The organism is Actinophytocola sp. (assembly GCF_035634895.1).
Taxonomy (GTDB): Bacteria; Actinomycetota; Actinomycetes; order Mycobacteriales; family Pseudonocardiaceae; genus Actinophytocola.
Genome location: NZ_DASQCC010000213.1, coordinates 34,416 through 53,648 on the forward strand (window position 1 = coordinate 34,416; position 19,233 = coordinate 53,648).

General features: G+C 68.6%; 15 protein-coding genes. 9 read left to right on the forward strand and 6 right to left on the reverse strand.

Annotated elements, in window-relative coordinates; all coding sequences use genetic code 11:
• Positions 1–13 precede the first annotated feature (13 nt).
• The 4 genes from VET29_RS32605 to VET29_RS32620 all read left to right on the forward strand — a co-directional run bounded on the left by VET29_RS32605 (position 14) and on the right by VET29_RS32620 (position 5,970).
• A complete protein-coding gene (locus VET29_RS32605; RefSeq protein WP_324927891.1) occupies positions 14–1,162 on the forward strand; it encodes a Gfo/Idh/MocA family oxidoreductase in 1,149 nt (382 codons plus the stop codon).
• 94 nt (positions 1,163–1,256) lie between these two features.
• A complete protein-coding gene (locus tag VET29_RS32610) occupies positions 1,257–2,681 on the forward strand; it encodes an ABC transporter substrate-binding protein (protein WP_324927893.1) in 1,425 nt (474 codons plus the stop codon).
• Positions 2,678–4,696: an ABC transporter permease subunit gene (locus tag VET29_RS32615; RefSeq protein WP_324927895.1), complete on the forward strand. Its 2,019-nt coding sequence runs from the start codon at positions 2,678–2,680 to the stop codon at positions 4,694–4,696. The genes VET29_RS32610 and VET29_RS32615 overlap by 4 nt, the downstream gene beginning before the upstream one ends.
• Entirely contained in the window at positions 4,693–5,970 is a 1,278-nt protein-coding gene (locus VET29_RS32620; protein WP_324927897.1) for a mandelate racemase/muconate lactonizing enzyme family protein, read from the forward strand. Before VET29_RS32615 ends, VET29_RS32620 begins: the two co-directional genes overlap by 4 nt.
• Positions 5,971–5,979: 9 nt before the next feature.
• On the opposite strand, the gene VET29_RS32625 is transcribed toward VET29_RS32620, so the two are convergent.
• Both VET29_RS32625 and VET29_RS32630 read right to left on the reverse strand, forming a co-directional pair.
• Positions 5,980–6,720: a ribonuclease activity regulator RraA gene (locus VET29_RS32625; RefSeq protein WP_324927899.1), complete on the reverse strand. Its 741-nt coding sequence runs from the start codon at positions 6,718–6,720 to the stop codon at positions 5,980–5,982.
• Positions 6,721–6,836: 116 nt separating this feature from the next.
• Positions 6,837–7,931, reverse strand: a complete 1,095-nt coding sequence (locus VET29_RS32630) for a LacI family DNA-binding transcriptional regulator (protein ID WP_324927901.1) — start codon at positions 7,929–7,931, stop codon at positions 6,837–6,839.
• A 198-nt stretch (positions 7,932–8,129) separates the two neighbouring features.
• On the opposite strand from VET29_RS32630, the gene VET29_RS32635 reads away from it, so the two are divergent.
• From VET29_RS32635 to VET29_RS32650, 4 genes are read left to right on the forward strand one after another with little or no spacing between them, the layout of a single operon-like run.
• Positions 8,130–9,650, forward strand: coding sequence for an alpha-N-arabinofuranosidase (locus tag VET29_RS32635; RefSeq protein WP_324927903.1), 1,521 nt, complete (start codon positions 8,130–8,132; stop codon positions 9,648–9,650).
• A 53-nt stretch (positions 9,651–9,703) separates the two neighbouring features.
• Positions 9,704–11,020 (forward strand): ABC transporter substrate-binding protein, encoded by a 1,317-nt coding sequence (locus VET29_RS32640; RefSeq protein WP_324927905.1) that lies wholly within the window; start codon positions 9,704–9,706, stop codon positions 11,018–11,020.
• 12 nt (positions 11,021–11,032) lie between these two features.
• Positions 11,033–12,043 carry a sugar ABC transporter permease gene (locus VET29_RS32645; protein ID WP_324927907.1) on the forward strand — a complete coding sequence of 337 codons (1,011 nt, stop codon included), beginning with the start codon at positions 11,033–11,035 and terminating at the stop codon, positions 12,041–12,043.
• Positions 12,043–12,912: a carbohydrate ABC transporter permease gene (locus VET29_RS32650; RefSeq protein WP_324927909.1), complete on the forward strand. Its 870-nt coding sequence runs from the start codon at positions 12,043–12,045 to the stop codon at positions 12,910–12,912. The genes VET29_RS32645 and VET29_RS32650 overlap by 1 nt, the downstream gene beginning before the upstream one ends.
• A 40-nt stretch (positions 12,913–12,952) precedes the next feature.
• Here VET29_RS32650 and VET29_RS32655 read toward each other — a convergent pair whose 3' ends face one another.
• Positions 12,953–14,554, reverse strand: coding sequence for an MGH1-like glycoside hydrolase domain-containing protein (locus VET29_RS32655; protein WP_324927911.1), 1,602 nt, complete (start codon positions 14,552–14,554; stop codon positions 12,953–12,955).
• 144 nt (positions 14,555–14,698) lie between these two features.
• Here VET29_RS32655 and VET29_RS32660 point away from each other — a divergent pair, with 144 nt between their 5' ends.
• Positions 14,699–16,165 (forward strand): glycoside hydrolase family 47 protein, encoded by a 1,467-nt coding sequence (locus tag VET29_RS32660; protein WP_324927913.1) that lies wholly within the window; start codon positions 14,699–14,701, stop codon positions 16,163–16,165.
• Between the two features lie 82 nt (positions 16,166–16,247).
• Here the strand turns inward: VET29_RS32660 and VET29_RS32665 are convergent, their stop codons facing one another.
• The 3 genes from VET29_RS32665 to VET29_RS32675 all read right to left on the reverse strand — a co-directional run.
• Complete coding sequence (locus VET29_RS32665; protein WP_324927915.1) at positions 16,248–17,099, reverse strand: serine protease; 852 nt, start codon at positions 17,097–17,099, stop codon at positions 16,248–16,250.
• 124 nt (positions 17,100–17,223) lie between these two features.
• On the reverse strand, positions 17,224–18,765 hold the full coding sequence (locus VET29_RS32670) for a M4 family metallopeptidase (protein ID WP_324927917.1): 1,542 nt from the start codon (positions 18,763–18,765) through the stop codon (positions 17,224–17,226).
• 267 nt (positions 18,766–19,032) lie between these two features.
• Positions 19,033–19,233 (reverse strand): zinc-binding dehydrogenase (locus tag VET29_RS32675; protein ID WP_324927919.1); only part of this gene is annotated, 201 nt, incomplete at its 5' end.

A 19,233-nucleotide genomic window follows, 5' to 3' on the forward strand; every position in this document is an offset into this window, starting at 1 on the left:
GGACGGACGAGGCATGGCAGCACCTACGATCCCGCCGATCCGGCTGGGGCTGATCGGCACCGGACTGGCGGTCGAGAAGCTGCACTGGCCCGCGTTACGCGGGCTCGCCGACCGGTACGTGGTCACCGCGTTCACCGACTCCTCCGGCGAGCAGAGCAGGCGGTTCGCCGACTACAGCGGGGCCGGTCCAGCCTGGGCCGCGGCGGACCGGGCCGAGTTGCTGGCCCGCGACGACGTGGACGCCGTTTTGGTCTCGGTGCCGATCCCGCACCTGTACGAGGTGGCGCGCGACGCGCTCGCGGCCGGCAAGGACGTGCTCTGCGAGAAGCCGGCCGGCGTCGACGCGGCACAGGCCGCGGCCTTCCTCGCACTGGCGGCCGGGCATCCGGACCGCACCTTCATGGTGGGCGAGAACTTCTTCTACCGCGACGACCTGCGCCACGCCCGCGCGTTGGTCGACGACGGCGCGATCGGTCGGCTGCACCTGATGGCGTGGCGGCACGCCGGCCAGATGGTGCCCCGCGAGGGCAGGTTCGCCAGCACGCCGTGGCGGCAGCGGCCGCAGTACCGGGGCGGCGTGCACCTCGACGCCGGCGTGCACCACATCGCGCAGATCCGGTTGCTCTGCGGCGACATCGCGCGGGTGCACGGTGCAGTGCAGGCGGCCAACAGCACGATCGACGCACCGTCGGACCTCGTGCTCAACCTCGTCTTCGCCGACGGCGCGATCGGCAACTACACCGCCTCCTACCCCGAGATCCCGGTGCCGCCCGAGCCCAACGAGATGCGGCTGTACGGCACCGAGGGCGTGCTCGTGCTCGCCGGATCCGCCGCGGAGCGCCGCGTGACGCGTAGCGGCGCCGACGCCACCACGCACACGACAGTCTTCCGCGGTGTCGACGACGGCTACCGCGCGGAGCTCGTCGACTTCGCCGACGCCGTGCAGTTCGGCGTGCGGCCGGTCGGCAGCGTTGCCCAGAGCGTGGCCAACGCGATGGTCGTCCAGCGGGCTCTCGACTCCGCGGAACGGGCGGCAGAACTGGCGCTCGACCCCGTGCCCGGCGCGGGCCCGGTACCGCTGTGGCGGCCCCGTGGCTCGACCGGGCTGTTCGACGGGCTGCCAGGACAACGCATCAGCAGTTCGGCGTCCTTCGCCGCATGAACGACCCGCGGCGCGGCGCTCGCCGCGTTGCCCGCCGGTTGCAACGTCGCCCCGTCGGTACGCGTCCGCTCGGTCGGACGTGAGAGGAGTGGTCATGGTAGAGAAATCGGACTTGTCGAGGCGCTCGTTCCTCGGGATGAGCGCACTGGGGGTGCTCGGACTCGCCGGATGTGGGGACAGCACCCCCGCGGCGCCGAAGGTCAACGTCAAGGTGCCCCAGGTGTTGCTGGACGAGGCGGCCAAGCTCAAGGGCGGGTCGGTGGGGATGCTCTCGCAGAAGCTGTACGCGGAGGCCGCCAACCAGGCGCTGGACAGGTCACTGCAGGTGTTCGCCAAGGAAACCAGCACGACGATCCGCAACGACCTGGTCTCCGGCGACACCGGCGACATGGTCGCGAAGATGGACGCCGACGTGAAGGCGGGCACCAGCCGCGATCTGGCGTTCGTGAGCGACCGGCGGTTCGTCGGCCAGCTCTACAACCTGGGTGACCTCACCGACGTCACCGACGTGGTCGACGAGATGCGCAAGCTCTACGGCGAGCCCGCGTCGGAGGCGAACAACTACTGCGTGTTCAACGGGAAGTGGTATGCGATTCCGTACCACTTCATCGCGTCCGGGATGTACTTACGCAAGGACTGGTACGAGGAGAAGGGGCTCAAGCTCAAGCCCTACTACACGTGGGAGGAGCTGCGCGACAACGCGTTGGAGGTCTCCGACCCGAGCAAGCGGCGCTACGGCTGGGGTATCACGGCGAACCGCTCCGGTGACGCCAACGGCTTCATCGCGAACGTCATCAACTGCTACGGCGGGGCGATCGCCGACAACACCGGCACGAAGGTGGTGTTCAACTCGCCGGAGACGGTCGACGGCGTCCAGTTCATGGCCGACATCTTCACGAAACCGAAGTACGCGCCGATGCTGCCACCCGGGATCGGGAGCTGGACCGACTCGAGCAACAACGAGAACTGGCTGGCCCAGATCCTGGGGCTCACGCTCAACCAGTTCAGCGTCTACGCCGACTCGAAGACCAAGGGCAACCCGGTCTACGCCAACACACACGTGTTCAACGGCGCCACCGGACCGGCGATCAAGGAGCCACTCGCGTTCGGCGAGTCCAACTCGTTCGTCGTGTTCAAGGGGGCGAAGAACGCCGACCTCGCCAAGGTGGTGGCGAAGTACATGGTGAGCGGGACCGCGCTGCTCGGTGTCGCGAAGGAGGCACCCTGCCTGGTCAACCCCTCGTGGGACAAGGTCTGGGACTCCGACCCGTACTACACCAAGGGTGACCCGGCCTTCCCCGCGCTGCGGGAGCAGACCCGCGCGAAGCTGCCGATGAAGACCAGGACCGGCTTCTCGTTCCCCCAGACCCCGAGCCCCGGCGAGCAGGCCGCGACCGCCGCCTACCTGCTGACCGACATGATGCAGTCGGTCATCCAGGGCACCAAGCCGGCCGAGGCCGTCGCCGCGACCCACGCGAAGATCGTCCAGGTCTTCGAGCAGCAGGGCTACAAGCAGTGACCATCCTGCGTCCGCGGGCGACACCGCCGGCGCCGGCTCGTCCGGCGCCGGCCGCGTCGTCCTCGCTCACCGCGTCGCAGCGGCTGCTGGGGCGCGACTGGCGCCTCGCCGCGGTGTTCGTCGGGCCGACGCTGGTGCTGGTGGCGGGCCTGATCCTGTTCCCGATCATCAGCTCGATCGTCACCAGCGCCACGGAGCGCCACGGTGCGGAGACGGTCTTCGTGGGGCTGGACAACTACACCGCCCTCATCGACGACGCCCTGTTCCACAAGGGCGTGCTCAACTCGTTCGTCTTCACCGCGTACGCCGAGATCTTCAAGGTGACGCTCGGTCTCATCGCGGCGTTGATCCTGCACCACATGCGCCGCGGCCGGGCGATCCTCGCCGGGGTGATCCTGCTGCCGTGGGTGGTGCCGACGGTCGTCACGGCCTTCACCTGGCGGTCCCTGTTCGACCCGATCTTCGGCAGCATCAACGTCCTGCTCACCGACTCCGGGATCGGGCCCGCCCTCGCGTCGATCGGCCTCGTCGACCACTGGCCCGCGGAGTGGCTGTCCGATCCCGCGCTCGCGATGCCGTCGGTCATCCTGGTCAACGTCTGGAAGGGCATCCCGTTCTTCACGGTGACGTTCCTCGCCGGCCTCAAGGCGATCGACAGCGGGCTCTACGAGGCGGCCATGGTGGACGGCGCCTCGTCGTGGCAGCGCTTCGTGCACATCACGCTGCCGGGCCTGCGCAACATCATGATCGTGACGGTGCTGCTGTCGTCGATCTGGACGTTCAACAACTTCGACCTGATCTGGCTGATGACCCAGGGCGGACCGGGGGACGCGACCGCGCCGTACGTGATGGTGGCCTACTCCAAGGCCATCCAGCAGCTGCAGCCGGGCGCGGGCGCCGCGGTCACGCTGGTGATGCTGCCGATCATCGGCATCCTCGTGATGATCCTCGTGCGGATGATGCGCCGCAGCGACCAACCGGGTGCGAGCGAGAAGGAACGCAGGCGGCTGACTCCCGCTCAGCGCAGGGCGCTGCCGTGGGTGATCGTCGCGGCCTCGGTGCTCGTGCTCGTGTGGGCGTCGCCGCACATCGTGTGGAAGGCCGCGTTCGTGCTGGGCGTGTTCGTGGTGCTCGCGGCCGCCGTCGGACGGCTCGTCTCCGCGCTCGCCGCGCGGGGCAACAAGCTGGCGGCACGCCTGGTCAGCGGAACCGGCACGGGGATCGCGCTCGTGGGCCTGCTGGGCTTCGTGCTCGCCCCGCTCTACTGGATGACGGTCACGGCCTTCAAGTCCGACAACCAGATCGTCGCGCGCACCGACGACCTCTGGCCGACCCCGTGGACCACCGAGCAGTTCACCAACCTGTTCACGGGCAAGGCGTTCGGCACCTGGTACGTCAACACGATCATGGTGTCGGTGGCGTCCACCGTGATCGCCCTGGTCTGCGCGGCGCTCGCCGGCTACGCGTTGGCACGGCTGCGGTTCCGGGGTTCGGAGAGCTTCACGGTGACGATCCTGCTCACCTACGTGATGCCGGGCGCGTTGCTGTTCATCCCGCTGTACCAGCTGTTGAGCGGGATCGGGCTCAACGACTCGCTGTGGTCGCTGGTGCTCGCCTATCCCACGTTCACCCTGCCGTTCGCGACGTGGCTGCTCGTGGGCTACTTCAAGTCGATCCCGGCCGACCTCGAGGAGGCCGCGCTGGTCGACGGCTGCACGCGGTTCGGGGCGTTCGTCCGGGTCGTGCTGCCGCTGGCCAAACCGGGCCTGCTCGCGGTCGCGCTGTTCACGCTCACCAACGCGTGGAACGAGTTCCTGTTCGCCTTCGTGTTCATCACCAAGGACGACTACAAGACGCTGCCCGTCGGCATGCAGTCGATGATCTTCGGTGACGTCGTGCCGCAGGGGCAGCTGGCCGCGGCCTCGCTGCTGATCAGCATCCCGGTCGTGCTCATGTACGCGTTCGGGCAACGGTTCCTGACCGAGGGCCTCACCGCGGGGGCCGTGAAGGGATGAGTGAGACCCCGGCGATCACCGAGGAGCACGTCGCGACGGCATCCCGGCCGAGCAGCCTGCGCATCACCGATCTGCGGGTGGCGAACGTGGCCGGGGTGCCGTTCCGGTCGTCGATCATCAGGATCGACACCAACCAGGGCCTGGTCGGCTACGGGGAGGTGCGCGACCAGGCCAGCGCCACCTACGCGCTCATGCTCAAGAGCCGGCTCGTCGGTGAGAAGCCGTGCAACGTCGACAAGATCTTCCGCAAGATCAAGCAGTTCGGGTTCCACGGCCGCCAGGGCGGCGGGGTCTCCGGCGTCGAGATGGCGCTGATGGACCTCGCCGGCAAGGCGTACGGTGTGCCCGCGTACGCGCTGATCGGGGGCCGGTTCCGGGACGAGGTCCGCTGCTACGCGGACACGCCGTCGCTGCCGGACCCGCACGCGATGGGCGCCCGCCTGGCCGAGCGCCGACAGCGCGGGTTCACGATGCTGAAGATGGACGTGGGCATCAACCTGCTGTGGGATGTGCCGGGGGCGCTGATCGCGCCGCCGGGCGCCCGCGCGGACCTCACGACGATGCACCCGTTCACCGGCATCCAGGTCACCGCGAAGGGCGTGGAGCATCTGGCGTCCTATGTGGACACTGTCCGTTCCGTGGTCGGCTACGACATCGCGCTCGCCGCGGACCACTTCGGCCACATCGCCCTCGACTCCTGCATGCGGATCGGCCGCGCGCTGGAACCGTTCACCCTGGCGTGGATCGAGGACCTGATCCCGTGGCAGCTGACCGACCAGTGGCGCCAGCTCACCGCGGCCGTCGCCGTCCCGACGTGCACGGGGGAGGACATCTACCTGCTGGACGGCTTCCGGCCGCTGCTCGACGCCGGCGCGATCCGCGTCGTGCACCCCGACCCGGCGACGGCGGGCGGGATCGCGGAGACCAAGCGGCTCGGCGACTACGCGCAGGAGCGAGGCATCGCGATGGCGCTTCACCTTGCCGCGTCGCCGATCGCGACGATGGCGTGCGTGCACCTGGCCGCCGCCACGGAGAACTTCCTCGCACTCGAACACCACGCGGCCGAGGTGGAGTTCTGGAGCGACCTCGTCACCGACCTGCCCCGCCCACTGATCCAGAACGGCTACATCACGGTGCCGGACACGCCAGGACTGGGATTCGGCGACCTCGACGAGGAGTTGCTGCGACGCCACCTCGACCCGCGCGATCCGGTCTTCTTCGCCGAGACGACGCACTGGGACGGGGAGTCGAGCCACGACCGGCTGTGGAGCTGAGCGGGCCCGTCAGACCCGGCCCTGCTCGGCGCGCCACCGCTCGTACTCGGGACGTGCCTCGTCCGAAAGCGGGTAGTACAGCCGCATGTCGCCGCCCTCGGCCAGCCGGATCCGGGAGAACTCCTCCCATTCCGCGTGCTCCTGAGCGACAGCGAGCAAAGCGGGCGCGAGCTTGACCGGCACCACGACCGCCCCGTCGTCGTCGGCGACGACGATGTCACCCGGCTCGACGAGCGTGCCACCGCACGCCACCGGCACGTTGACGGCGGTCGGGACGATGCCGGTCTGCGCGTGGAAGTTCGGTGTGGCGCCTCGGATCCACAGCCCGAGGCCGAGCTCCTTGGCCTTGCCGATGTCGCGCAGGCACCCGTCGATCACCACCCCGGCGCCACCGCGGCCCTTGAAGTAGGTCAGCATCATCTCGCCGAACACACCGCTTTCCATGTCCCCGCGCGCGTCGACGACGATCATGTCCCCGGGCTGGGCGTGGTACATGACGTGCCGGTGCAGCTGCTTCTCCGGTTCGGCGTACTCGTCGACGGGGTAGAGGTCCTCCCGCTTCGGCATGAACTGCAGTGTCAGCGCCGGTCCGGCCACGCACACGCCGGGCGTCACCGGGAGCGGGCCACGGATGAACGCACTGCGGATGCCCATGCGACTGAGTTCGGCGCTGGCCGTCGCGCTGCCGATGGCCGCGAGGGCCGCACTGAGCTCGGCAGGCGGGCGAACGATGTCGTGCGTCTCGACCACGTCGATGGCTCCCTAGAGTCCGCGCTGACTGTCACTGTCGGGGAGTCTCAATGAGACTTCGATCAAAGCCTAGTCCGGCGAACCTGTTTTGGGGATGCGGTCCGAACCCGGACGCATCACCGACCACGGTCGCGTGCCGCGCCACCGGTCGCCGCCGACTGGGGCGCGGCTGGGGGTCGGCGCGCAACGTGGGCCTGTTTTCTGGTGCTGCCTCGGATTACGAGCGAGACGGTGCTGACGACGTGTTCCGGGGCGGCGTTCTTGTCCGCGAGCTGCCGGCGCAGCAGGCGCAACGCCTCGGCCACCATTGCCGGGCGATCGGGGTCGATGGTCGTCAGGCCGGGGCCGAGGTGTTGGGAGATGTCCAGGTTGTCGAAACCGACGAGCTGGACGTCGTCCGGAACGCGCACCCCGGCGTCGTGGAAGCCGGCCAGGGCGCCGATCGCCACCTCGTCGGTGACCGCGAAGATGCCGTCGATGTCCAGCCCGGCGGCCAGCACCTGAGTGATCGTGGCTCGTGCCTCCGCGATCGAGTAGTCGTGCAGTGGGATCACGAGGTCAGGGCGGGGATGCAGGCCCGCGTCGGCGAGCGCGACCGACCAGCCGGTCGCGCGGTAGGTCGCCATCTCCGGGCGAGGTGCGGTGAGTTTGCCGCCCAGCATCGCGATTCGTCTCGCGCCGCGGGTGATCAGATGCTCGGTGGCCAGTCGCGCTCCCTCGACGTTGCCCATCTGGACGCGGTGGTAGCGGTCCGGCACGTCCTGTTCCCCGAGCAGCACGATCGGCAGGTCCGGATGGATCCGGTCGAGATCGGCCATGTCCAGCCCGACAGCGCCGAGCAGGACGCCGTCGTACTGCTGGAGCCGGGCGAGCGAGAGCGCGGAGAGCTCGCGTTCACGGCTCGCGCCCGACTGTTCGACGACGAGGTGCATGCGGTCTGCCGCCAGCGCGTCCGAGATCAGGGACGCCAGCTCGCCGTAGTAGTGCAGGTCGAACCTGGGCACGATCAGGCCGACCGTGCCGGTCCGCCCCGATCGGAGGCGCCGGGCGGTCAGGTTGATCTCGTAGCCGAGCCGGCCGACGACCTCCATGACGTGGAGTCGAGTGTCGGCCCCGACGTTCGACCGGTCGTTGAGCACGTTCGACACGGTCATCACCGACACGCCGGCTTCGCGTGCCACGTCGCTCATCGTGACGGTGCGTCGTCCCATAACGGTCACTCTCCCAGCCCGGGTACGCGACCTGGCATCGGCGTCTGTCGATCAGTCACGAAACGGCGACGATGCGCGGCCTCCGGCTTGACGTCGGGGTGTCAAGTCGCAACTCTGTCCGGTCGTAAGTGTAACGATAAACTACGAAACTTTCGCAGCTCACGTGCCGCGCGGACAACCGTCACACCGGAAGGCGACATGGCGACTACGGCGATCATCAACCTGGACTTGCCTGGTCCGATCATCTCCCGGCACGTGTACGGCCACTTCGCCGAGCATCTGGGTAGGTGCGTCTACGGCGGGTTCTGGGTGGGCGAGGACGCGGACGTGCCGAACGTCGGCGGCATCCGCGCGGATGTCGTCGAGGCGCTGCGGGCACTGCGGATCCCGAACCTGCGGTGGCCGGGGGGCTGCTTCGCCGACACCTACCACTGGCGCGACGGCGTCGGCCCGCGCGATCAGCGGCCGCGGATGGTCAACAGCCACTGGGGCGACGTCGTCGAGGACAACTCCTTCGGCACCAACGAGTTCCTCGAACTCTGCGCGCTGTTGGGCGCGGAGCCGTACGTGTCGGGCAATGTCGGCTCCGGCTCGGTGCGGGAGATGGCCGAGTGGGTCGAGTACCTCACCCGTGCCGGCGACTCGCCGATGGCCGCGTTGCGCCGGGCACACGGGCGGGACGATCCGTGGCGCGTCCCGTTCTGGGGAATCGGCAACGAGGCCTGGGGATGTGGCGGCAACATGCGGGCCGAACAGTACGCGTCCCTTGCCCGCCACTACTCGACGTTCGTGCGCGACCAGGGCGACAACAAGGTCTACCGGATCGCCGCGGGCCCGAGCGACGGCGACTACGCGTGGACCGAGACGATGATGCGCTCGTTCGACGACCTGGCCGCCGACCCGGTCGCGCCTGCGGCTCCGTTCCAGGCGCTGTCGCTGCACTACTACACCATGACCGGCTCCTGGTCGGACAAGGGTGCGGCGACCCGCTTCACCGAGGACGAGTGGTACGTCGCGTTGTCCCGCGCGTCGCGCATGGAGGAGTACCTCACGCGGCACAGCACGGTGATGGACCGCTACGACCCGCACCGGAAGGTCGGGCTCGTGGTCGACGAATGGGGCACCTGGTGGAATGTCGAGCCAGGCACCAATCCTGGGTTCCTGTACCAGCAGAACACCTTGCGCGACGCCCTGGTGGCCGCGGTGCACTTCGACGCGTTCCACCGGCACGCCGACCGGGTGGTCATGGCCAACATCGCCCAGACGATCAACGTGCTCCAGGCGGTGCTGCTCACCGACCAGGATTCCGGCGCGCTCGTGCGCACGCCCACCTACCACGTGTTCGAGATGAGCGTGGGCCACCACGACGCGGCGTCGCTGGACGTGCACCTGCGCGACGTGCCGACCATCGAGTCGGACGGGCGAGAGCTCGGCCTCGTCTCGGTCACGGCGTCGACCAAGGACGACAGTGCGCTCGTCTCACTGGCCAACCTGGACATCGAGTCCCCGGTCGAGGTCGTGCTCGACCTGCGCGGGCGCACCGCACAGTGTCGCGGCGCGCGGATCCTCACCGCACCGACGCCCGCATCGCACAACACCCCGCGAACTCCGTCCGCCGTGGCACCCGCCGCGTTCGACGGTGTGCGCGAGCACCGGCGCGGCCTGATCGTCGAGCTGCCGCCGCACTCCTACCTCACGGCTGAGCTCCGGCTCAGCTGACCCGCCGCGACGCGGCAACGACGCCGAACATCGGCCAACCAAAGGAGTCGTCAATGATGACACGCAGGTACCGCTCCAGAACGCTGGGCATTCTGGCCGGCACGATGGCGGCAGCCCTCGCGCTGCCGGCATGTTCGACAGGTCCGGAAGCCAGCGACTACAAGGATGGCGATCCGTACACCCTCACCGTCTGGACCAACTACACCGGCGAGGCCGGCCTGGCCTGGTTCGACGGTGTGGCGAAACAGTTCGAGGCCTCGCACAAGAACGTCACGGTCAAGGCCCAGCACATCCAGAACGAGGAGCTGGACGGAAAGCTCCAGACGGCACTGAACTCCGGTGACGCGCCGGACATCTTCCTGCAGCGCGGCGGCGGCAAGATGCGGGACATGGCCAAGGCGAAGCAGCTCCTCGATCTCACCGGCACCGCGGTCGACTCCCCTGAGCTGCACAAAAAGCTTGGCGACGCGCCGTACGAGGCGCTCACCGTCGACGGGCAGCTGCTGGCCGCGCCGCAGCTGGTGCAGCCCGGTGGCATCTGGTACAGCAAGGATCTGTTCAGGCAGGCAGGCGTCACCGAGATCCCGAAGACGGTCGACGACCTGGCCGGCGCGATCGACAAGCTCAAGGGCGCCGGCATCACCCCGATCGCGCTCGGCGGCAAGGACGCCTGGCCCGCCGCCCACTGGTACTACTTCTTCGCGTTACGCGAGTGTTCGGCGAAAACCCTTGAGGCGACGAACGAATCGCTGGACTTCGCCGACCCGTGCTACGAGAAGGCGGCCAAGGACGTCGTCGACCTGACTGGTCTGAAGCCGTTCAACGAAGGCTTCCTGAACACCTCCGCGCAGCAGGGCGCCAGCAGTTCGGCCGGCCTGCTCGCCAACCACAAGGCGGCCATGGAGCTCATGGGCAACTGGGAGCCTGGTGTCGTCAAGGACCTCACACCGAACAAGCAACCGCTTTCCGACCTGGGTTGGTTCCCGTTCCCGCAGGTGGCCTCCGGCCAGGGTGACGCGAAGGCGCTCATGGGCGGCAAGGGTGGATTCTCCTGCTCGGCCGGTGCGCCGAAGAAGCTGTGCGGGGAGTTCCTCGCGCTGATGGACTCGGAGAAGAACCAGGAGAGCTTCTACACCGCGTTCGGTTCGATACCGCTGCACGTCGACGCCCAGGACGTGGTGACGAACGACTACGACAAGCAGATGATCAAGGCCCTCAACGAGGCGACCTACGTGTCGGACTTCCTGGACACCAACTACGGCCAGAAGGTCGGCACCGTACTGAACCAGTCGGTCGTGAAGCTGCTGACGGGGGAGACGGATCCCGCGGGGTTGGTCAAGGCGATCACCGAAGCTGCCGACCGGAAGTAGGGACTCGATCCCATGGAGACAGCCGCGCACGTAAACCGCGACGTGCCGGACCGTGCCCGGCCCGGGGCCGGCGCCGTCGAGGCGCCGGCCCCGGCCCGCCGGCCGGGGCCCGGTCGTCGAGTGCCCTGGCGACGATGGGCGGAGATCACGCTGCTCGCCGGCCCTGGCGTCGTCGTCTTCGTCACGTTCGTGATCGTGCCCGTCTTCATGGCCGGGTACTACGGCTTCTTCAAATGGAGCGGTTACGGGATTCCGACCGAGTTCGTCGGCCTGCGCAACTACGAGCTGATCCTCACCGACTCCGCGTTCCTCGAGGCGATGTGGCACAACGGGTTCATCCTGGTCATGTCGCTGATCCTGCAGGGGCCGCTGGCCATCGGGATCGCCCTGCTGCTGAACAGGAAGATGCGCTGGCGTTCCCTCATCCGCGTGTTGATCTTCGTGCCGTACGTGATCTCGGAGGTCATCGTCGCGATCGGGTTCAGCCTCATGCTGCACCCCACCGGTGCGATCAACGACGTGCTGCACCACATCGGGCTCGGCGCGCTGGCGACGGACTGGCTCTCCGACCCGGACGTCGCGATCTGGTCGTTGATGCTGATCCTGGTGTGGAAGTACATCGGGTTCGCGGTCATCCTCATGCTCGCCGGCCTGCAAGGGATTCCCGACGAGCTACGCGAGGCGGCCGCGATCGACGGCGCGTCGTACTGGCGGACGCAGTGGCACATCACGCTGCCGCTGCTCGGTCCGACCATCAGGATCTGGGCGTTCCTGTCGATCATCGGCTCGCTGCAGGTGTTCGACCTGGTGTTCGTGATCTGGGGCCAGTACGTGTCCGACACCGCGGGGACGTCGACGATGGCGACCTACATGGTGGCCAACGGCCGGACCTCCGGCGAGTACGGCTACGGCAGCGCCGTCGCCGTGGTGATCTTCGTAGTCTCGCTCGTGATCGCGCTCATCTACCAGCGTTTCGTGCTGCGTCGCGACACCGAGGGCGCCCTGACCGAAGGTGTGGCCTGATGTCCACTGCTGTCGCATCCCGCAGGACCACGCGCGGGGACCGGTCGGTGGTGAGCGGGCGAGGGAGCCTGATCGCCTACCTGGTCGCGTTCACCCTGGTCGGCCTGTGTCTGGCGCCGGCCGTCTACATCATTCTCGGCGGGTTCCGGACGAACTCCCAGATCATCCGGTCGCCGGCCGGCCTGCCGGACCCCTGGGAGGTCGGCAACTACACCGGGGTGCTGGGCGGCGACGTCTTCTGGCGGCAGCTCGTCAACTCGACGATCGCCGCGGTGGGCACCACGGTCGGCGTCGTCGTGCTTGGTCTCATGGCGAGCTTCGTGATCGCCCGCTATCCGTTCAAGGCCAAGCACATGATGTACTCGCTGTTCGCCGCGGGACTCATGTTCCCCGTCACGGTGGCGATCACCCCGCTCTACATCATGGTGCGCGACCTCGGACTGACCAACACCCTGGCCGGGGTCATCCTGCCGCAGATCGCGTTCGCCATGCCGACCACCGTGATCATCCTCGTGCCGTTCCTGCGTGCCATCCCCAAGGAGTTGGAGGAGGCCGCGCTGATCGACGGGGCGAGCCGACTCGGCTTCTTCGTCCGGATGGTGGTCCCGCTGTCCCTGCCCGGCGTGATCACCGTGGGAATCCTGGCCTTCGTGGCGAGCTGGAACAGCTATCTGCTGCCACTGTTCCTGCTCAGTGACAACGACCTGTACACCCTTCCACTGGGAGTGCAGGCGTTCGCCTCGCAGTACTCGATCGACACCGCGCGCGTGCTGGCGTTCGTGTCGTTGTCGATGATCCCCGCACTCGTCTTCTTCTCCATCTTCGAACGCCGAATCATCAGTGGTCTGACCGGGGCGGTGAAGGGGTGAGCGCGGCCACGATGGTGTCCCGAGGGTCGCGGCGGCTCGGTCAGCTTCCGAGCGTGATGCGTACCGTGTGCTCACCTGTGCCACTGCCGTCGATCGTCGGCCGGCCGGGCCGGCCGTCGATCGTGCACGACCGCACTCGGTTGCCCGTCCCGGACAGCTCGATGTTGAGGGTGATGTCCCGATACGGCAGGCCGTAGAGGCCGACCGAACCCCAGCCGGGCGGCAGTGTCGGCGTGAGGGTCAACCGGTCGGGCGCGAACGTCAGCCCGAACAGTCCGGAGTAGATCAGCCGGAGATAGCCTGACGCCGACCATGCCTGGTCGGGCTGGGAGGTCCATCGCGAGGTGTTTCCGGTCTGCCAGCCGCCGTCGACGGTGCCGGTGGCCGAGTTGTAGATCTCGTAGAAGTTCCCGTCGCTCGCGGAGACGAGCTCGGCAAGGCCGGTGACCGCGCGGCCGAACAGGTCCGGCCTGCCCCCGGCCGCCGCCGCGTGGCCGAACATGGAATGCACCATCGGCCAGACGATCACGTTGTGCCGCCCCGGCCGGTCGTCGCTGAAGCGGGGGAAATGGGGCCAGACGTTGACGATGCCCTTGGGCTGCCAGTGCGTGCCGTCGAGCAACCGTCGGGTCCGCCGGGCATCCGCCACGCCGAACAGCACCGCGAAGGCCAGGCCCGCACCCTCCTGGGACGGGTCGAGCTGCCCGGCGAGCTCGTCGCCGCCGTGGACCAGATAGCCGTAGGTACCGGCGTCCTCGCGCCACAGGTGGCGGTTGATCGCCTGCCGCAACGCCGCCGCGGCGCCGCGGCGGGCGCTCGCGTCACCGGACCTGTGCAGTTCCTCGGCCATGCCGGCGAGCGAGAGGTAGGCGCCGTAGTAGAGACAGTTCGTGGACAGACACATCAGCTCGTCGGTGTGCGGGTAGTCGAGCACGAACGACGAGCCGACGCCGTCGGCCCACGGCGGGCTGGGGTAGCCGGCGATGCCGTCGTTCATGAACGACGGCCCGCGGAACAGGCCGTAGTCGGCGTTGAAGTGCTGTGTCGTACGGGCGGCGAGCGTGGCGGTCGAGGCACGGTAGGCGTCGGCGAGGAACGTGCGGTCGCCGGTGACCCGGTAGTGGTGCCAGGCCGCGACCACCCAGATGATCTGATCCCACCACTGGTTGTCCTGCTGCACGATGAGCGTGCCGTCGGACCGCTGGTCCACGACGGCCCACAGGGTGTTGGCGCCGACGACCGGACCCAGCAGACTGGCGGCGTTCCAGGCGTTGACCGCCGCGTCGCGGGTCCAACGCTGCGGCGACGGGTAGCCGCCACCGGCCCGCACGAACGTCCCTGGCGGGTAGCTGATCCGGTGCGCGTGGTCGTAGGTCCCCGGGTCGGCGTAGACGGTGTTGATGCCGATCAGGCCGGTGAGCGCGGCCTCGTACATCGCGCCGAGGGAGCCCTGCCGGCCGGCGTCGTCGAACACCAGCGTCGGCAGCGTGTACTCGACGCGGCGTGGTCCGCGTGGACCTGGTCGCGGCGCGGCCATCGCCACCGGTGCGCCGGCCGCGGCCAGGGCGCCGCCGGCGGCCACCGCGCCACCGGCCACGAAGAACGAACGTCGGGGCACGCCGGGGAGCGAGTCGCGCGTCATACGACCGAGGCTATGACAGCACCGCGAACGACGGTAGTGATCCGCCCGGGGTTGACGACGTCGGCGATTGGCAGGAAGGTGGCTGAAGCGGCCAATCGTTACCGACATGGTTGTCGACAGCCACTGGGAGGACGCACAATGGCCATGCCCCGACGGAGCATGCTCACCCTGCTCGGCAGTGCCGGGCTGACCACGCTGGCCGCGCGGATGGCCGCCGCGGAGCCGTCGCCGCCCGGGTCCTCGCCGTCCGCGCCGCCGCCCGGCGGCTCGCGTTCGGCCGGCGTGCCGGATCCCCGGCCGGAGAGCGCGCCCCCGGCCTCGTGGCGGGCGGTCGCCGAGGATGTGCGGCGGGAGACCAGGTTCGCCTGGCGGTCCTATGTGGACAAGGCGTTCGGGCACGACCAGATCAAGCCGGTGTCCGGTGGTTTCGAGGAGTTCTTCGTCGACGGCCACCCGATGGGGCTGACCATCGTCGAAGCGCTGGACACGCTCTGGGTGATGGAGCTGGACCGCGAGCTCGCGCAGGGCCTGGCCTGGGTCAGGCGAAACCTGCGGTTCGACGTCGACGCGTCGTTCCAGGTCTTCGAGACCAACATCCGGATGCTGGGCGGCCTGCTGTCCGGCTACCACTGCACCCGCGAGCGTCGCCTGCTGGAACTGGCCGCGGACATCGGCGAGCGGTTGCTGGTGGCGTTCACCAAATCGCCGACCGGGATCCCTTACCGGTTCGTGAACCTGCGCACCGGGGCGGTGAGTGGGCCCGAGACGAACCTGGCCGAGACCGGCACGTACATCACCGAGTTCGGGTACCTCTCGCAGCTGACCGGCGACCGCCGCTTCTACGACGCGGCAAAGCGTGCGTTCCAGGTGACGTTCGAGCGGCGCACCCCACTGGACCTGCTCCCGTACGCGATCCACGCGGAGACCGGTGAGTTCCTCAACCGCACCGCGACGATCGGGCCACCGGCCGACTCGTTCTACGAGTACCTCCAGGAGGGTTCGACGCTGTTCGGCGACGCCGACCTGAAGCACTGGTACGACGTGCTGACCGCGGCGATCATGGCGCACCAGCCGGATACCGTCGACGGCCGGCTGTGGTTCGCGCAGGTGGACGCGTACACCGGGGAGGTCGTGAGCCGTACGCAGAGCGAGCTCGCGTCGTTCTACGCGGGACTCCTCGGTCAGGCCGGTGATCTGCGGCACGGCCGCGCCTACCACGACTCGTGGAACGCGGTGCAGGACCGCTACGGCGTGCTGCCCGAGGGGATCGACTACACCACGCTCGCCGCGACCAGCAAGGGAAACCAGCTACGACCGGAGTTCGCCGACTCGGCGTTCTCGCTCTGGCTGGCGACCGGGAACGAGGTGTTCCGGCGGCGGGCGTTCACGCACTACCAGCAGATGAAGACGACCTCCCGGGCCCGCTACGGCTACACGATCCTCGACGACGTGACCACGAACCCGCCGACACAGGGCGACTTCTGCCCCGGTTACTGGTGGTCCGAGCAGCTCAAGTACTACTGGCTGATCTTCGGCGACGCCCGCCGCTTCGACTACGCCCACAACTACCTGTCCACCGAGGGCAACATCTTCCGCGGCGCACGGCGCTGAGTCCGGTCGCCGCGCTGGTTCTCCCACGCGGCTCATCCGCGCCGGACGCGGCGGTCACGACCGCCGCGTCCGGGTGTACGGGTCAGCCGGGCAGTTGGCAGCCGGGCCGGGTGAGGTCGATGCGGCTCGCGGTGGTGATGCACGCCGCGATGTAGAAGGTCTCCTGGGCGTAGCCGATGTTCGGCCGGATGGTGACGTTGCCGGCCTGGTCGACCTCGCACGGGTTGTCCAGGGTGCAGCGCTGGGCGTTCTCGTTGAGCGTGTTGTTGATGGCGACGACCTGGCCGGTATCGTTGTCGAGCACGGGCGAGCCCGAGGTGCCGGGGATTGTGTGGCAGGCGGCGGTGTAGCGCACGGAGTCCTGCCAGGTCCAGCGGTCCTCGCGCAACCGGAAGGCGAAACCGTCGATGTCGCACGGGTACGTGGCGCGGTGGAAGCCCGAGACCACGGTGATGGCCGTGCCGGCCGTCGGGTGCACCGTGGACAGGTCGAGCGCCCGGCTGCCGAACTGCTGCTGCAGCTGGGCGTAGGTGATGGTGAGCCGGTAGATCGACACGTCGGTGTTGGTCATCGTGGCGTAGAGCAGCCGGTTGGCGCGCAGGGTGCCGAGGCTGGTGCCGTTGGCGTTCAGCAGGGTGAAGGTGCGCGTCGAGGCCTGGTTCTGCAGGACCTCGCCGGCCGCGAGCAACCGGACGCAGTGACCGTTGGACATGACCAGGGCGGGGTCGCCCGGTTGCGAGTTCGGGGTGCGCACCACCGAGCCGGAGCAGTTGCTCAACGCGACGATGCCGGTGAAGTCGACGGCGGTGATCGTGGGAGCGGGTTGGGTCGGCGCGGCGGCGCTCGTGCTCGGAGCCGCGCCGAGCACGAGCGCCGTCATGGCGCCGACGGTCAGCAGCGTGCGGATCAGGTGACCGCGAAGGCGTGTGGTCACAGCAGGGTGTCCTTTCGTTGACCGGAAAAGTCCGGCCTGGTACTCGATCCGGAGGCGCCGGCAGGACTGGGGCTGGACGCGGTCCAGCCCCAGTCCTGTGTGGATGGTGTGCCTCGTCAGTCGGTCACGGGCAGGTGGGTTCGCCTGACTGGGCCGGCACGCTGACCGCGTTCCACGCCGCGAGGACGGCGTTGAAGTTGGCGCAGTTGCCCGGGGTCAGGTTCTTGGCCGCCTGCAGCGTCCACACCCGGTAGCGGGGATAGCCGGACGCGGTGGTCTTCATCAGCATGGCGTTGTAGAAGATCCGGATCGCGGTCTGCAGGCCGACACCCGTCACGGTCGAGCCGTTGCAGGTGGGGCTGGCCGGCTGGCCGTTGGTGGGGCTGCTGCCGTTGACCAGCAGGTAGTACCAGTGGTTGCCCGGCCCGGCGGCGGCGTGCACCTCGGAGTTCGGCACCGAGTTCGAGAAGCAGTTCGGGTCGCCGAGCGCGCTCGGGTTGAACATGTTGCGGATCGGGCCGCTGCCGACGAGGTTGATCTCCTCGCCCACCAGGAAGTCCGGTGGGTCGAACTGCGACGACTCGTTGGCGAAGCCCTCGGTGGTCGCGCCGAACACGTCGGCCACGAACTCCTGGGTGCCGCGCCGCGAGATGCCGCCCGGGGTGTTGTCGTCGATGCCGTGGCCCAGTTCGTGCGCGACGACGTCGAGCGAGCTGATCCACTGGTTCTGCTGGTTGTGTCCGATCTGGACCTGGCTGCCGTCGTAGAAGGCGTTGAGGTCGTTCAGGCCGATGCGGATCGGCCAGCCGCCGCCGTTGCCGTTGAAGCTGTTGCGGCCCAACCACTGGGACAGCATCCGCTCCTCGGTCTCCGCGGCGAACAACGCGTCCAGCCCACCGGTCTCCCGGGCGGTGGCGTTTCCGTTGCCCCACACGTCATCCGGGCCGGAGAACGTGGCGTTGCCGCTCGCGTTCTGCGCCTGCACGGTGGTGTGCGCCGGGTCGCGCAGCAGGAACGTGCTGCCCGACTGGGTGGTGCTGACCGTGATCGGGTTGGGGCCGTTGTAGGCGGACGTGCCGGTGCCGTTCATGACGTGCTCCAGCGACTCGAGTACCGCACCGCTTCGCGCGTCGACATACACCGACTGGATCGAGTAGCGCTTGTCCGCGGTGCCGGTCACCCGAACGTCCCAGACCAGCCGTGGCGTGTCACCGAGCGTGTACACCGACAGCACGGGCCTGTCGGTCGAGGCGACCGTGGTGAGCTGACCGCGCGCGATGTCGGTGGCCTGGCCGGCGGTCAGCTTCGGGGTGGTGTCGAGCTTGCCGGTCATCTGTTGCTGCGCCACCGAAAGGTCGCGCACGGTGCCCTTGCTGTCGGTGACCACGACGAAGTCGCCGCCGATCACCGGAAGCCCCTGGTACGTGCGCTCGAAGGGCACGTACTGCAGGCCTTCCGAGCTGACGACGCTCAGCTGGACGAACTGTTCGTCCGCGCTGGCGAACACGGCCGCCGGCGTCGAGGACACGAACGCGGCCGCCGACCGCGCGGCGAGCGCCTGCGCGCCGGCGGTGGGTGGGGGAGCGGCGGCGGCAGTGCTGGTCAGAGCCACGACGGCCGCGCAGACGGTGCCGGCCGCGATGGCCAGCCTGGATGAGCGTTTCAACGAATGCTCCTTTCCCAGCCCTCGAGGCGGGCCGGAAACATGCAGGGGGCGAAACATTCAGCTGATCGAGGTGACGCGGGTATGGCCGCACTTGTGGATCACGAAGTGAAAGGCCAACCATCTGCACAGTAGTAAATGCTTTCGGCCGCTGCGTACCGCCGTTAGGCAGAAAGCGGCCATGGAGAACCGGGATGACCGGTCAGGTGTCTTACCGGTAGACGGACCCACAGATGTCCGCTATGTCGGCAACGGGCGGTCGGGTTCTTCTCACGTCACCTTGATGACGACCTTGCCAGACGCGTGACCGTTCTCGACGGTGGCGAGGGCGGCCGGGGCGTCGGAGAGCGGATGGACCGCGGTGATCACGGGTGCGAGGACTCCGTCGAGGGCCAGCCGGGCGGACCGCTCCAGGTTCTCGCGGTCGAGGCGACGCTCGACGACACGCCCACCCAGCTCGGGTACGGACAT

Excerpts from the sequence above, each read along its gene's own strand:
- VET29_RS32655 (WP_324927911.1), bottom strand. The coding sequence starts at position 14,554 with ATGACGCGCGACTCGCTCCCCGGCGTGCCCCGACGTTCGTTCTTCGTG.
- VET29_RS32605 (WP_324927891.1), top strand. The coding sequence starts at position 14 with ATGGCAGCACCTACGATCCCGCCGATCCGGCTGGGGCTGATCGGCACC.
- VET29_RS32630 (WP_324927901.1), bottom strand. The coding sequence starts at position 7,931 with ATGGGACGACGCACCGTCACGATGAGCGACGTGGCACGCGAAGCCGGC.
- VET29_RS32650 (WP_324927909.1), top strand. The coding sequence starts at position 12,043 with ATGTCCACTGCTGTCGCATCCCGCAGGACCACGCGCGGGGACCGGTCG.
- VET29_RS32635 (WP_324927903.1), top strand. The coding sequence starts at position 8,130 with ATGGCGACTACGGCGATCATCAACCTGGACTTGCCTGGTCCGATCATC.
- VET29_RS32645 (WP_324927907.1), top strand. The coding sequence starts at position 11,033 with ATGGAGACAGCCGCGCACGTAAACCGCGACGTGCCGGACCGTGCCCGG.
- VET29_RS32640 (WP_324927905.1), top strand. The coding sequence starts at position 9,704 with ATGATGACACGCAGGTACCGCTCCAGAACGCTGGGCATTCTGGCCGGC.
- VET29_RS32620 (WP_324927897.1), top strand. The coding sequence starts at position 4,693 with ATGAGTGAGACCCCGGCGATCACCGAGGAGCACGTCGCGACGGCATCC.
- VET29_RS32660 (WP_324927913.1), top strand. The coding sequence starts at position 14,699 with ATGCCCCGACGGAGCATGCTCACCCTGCTCGGCAGTGCCGGGCTGACC.
- VET29_RS32610 (WP_324927893.1), top strand. The coding sequence starts at position 1,257 with ATGGTAGAGAAATCGGACTTGTCGAGGCGCTCGTTCCTCGGGATGAGC.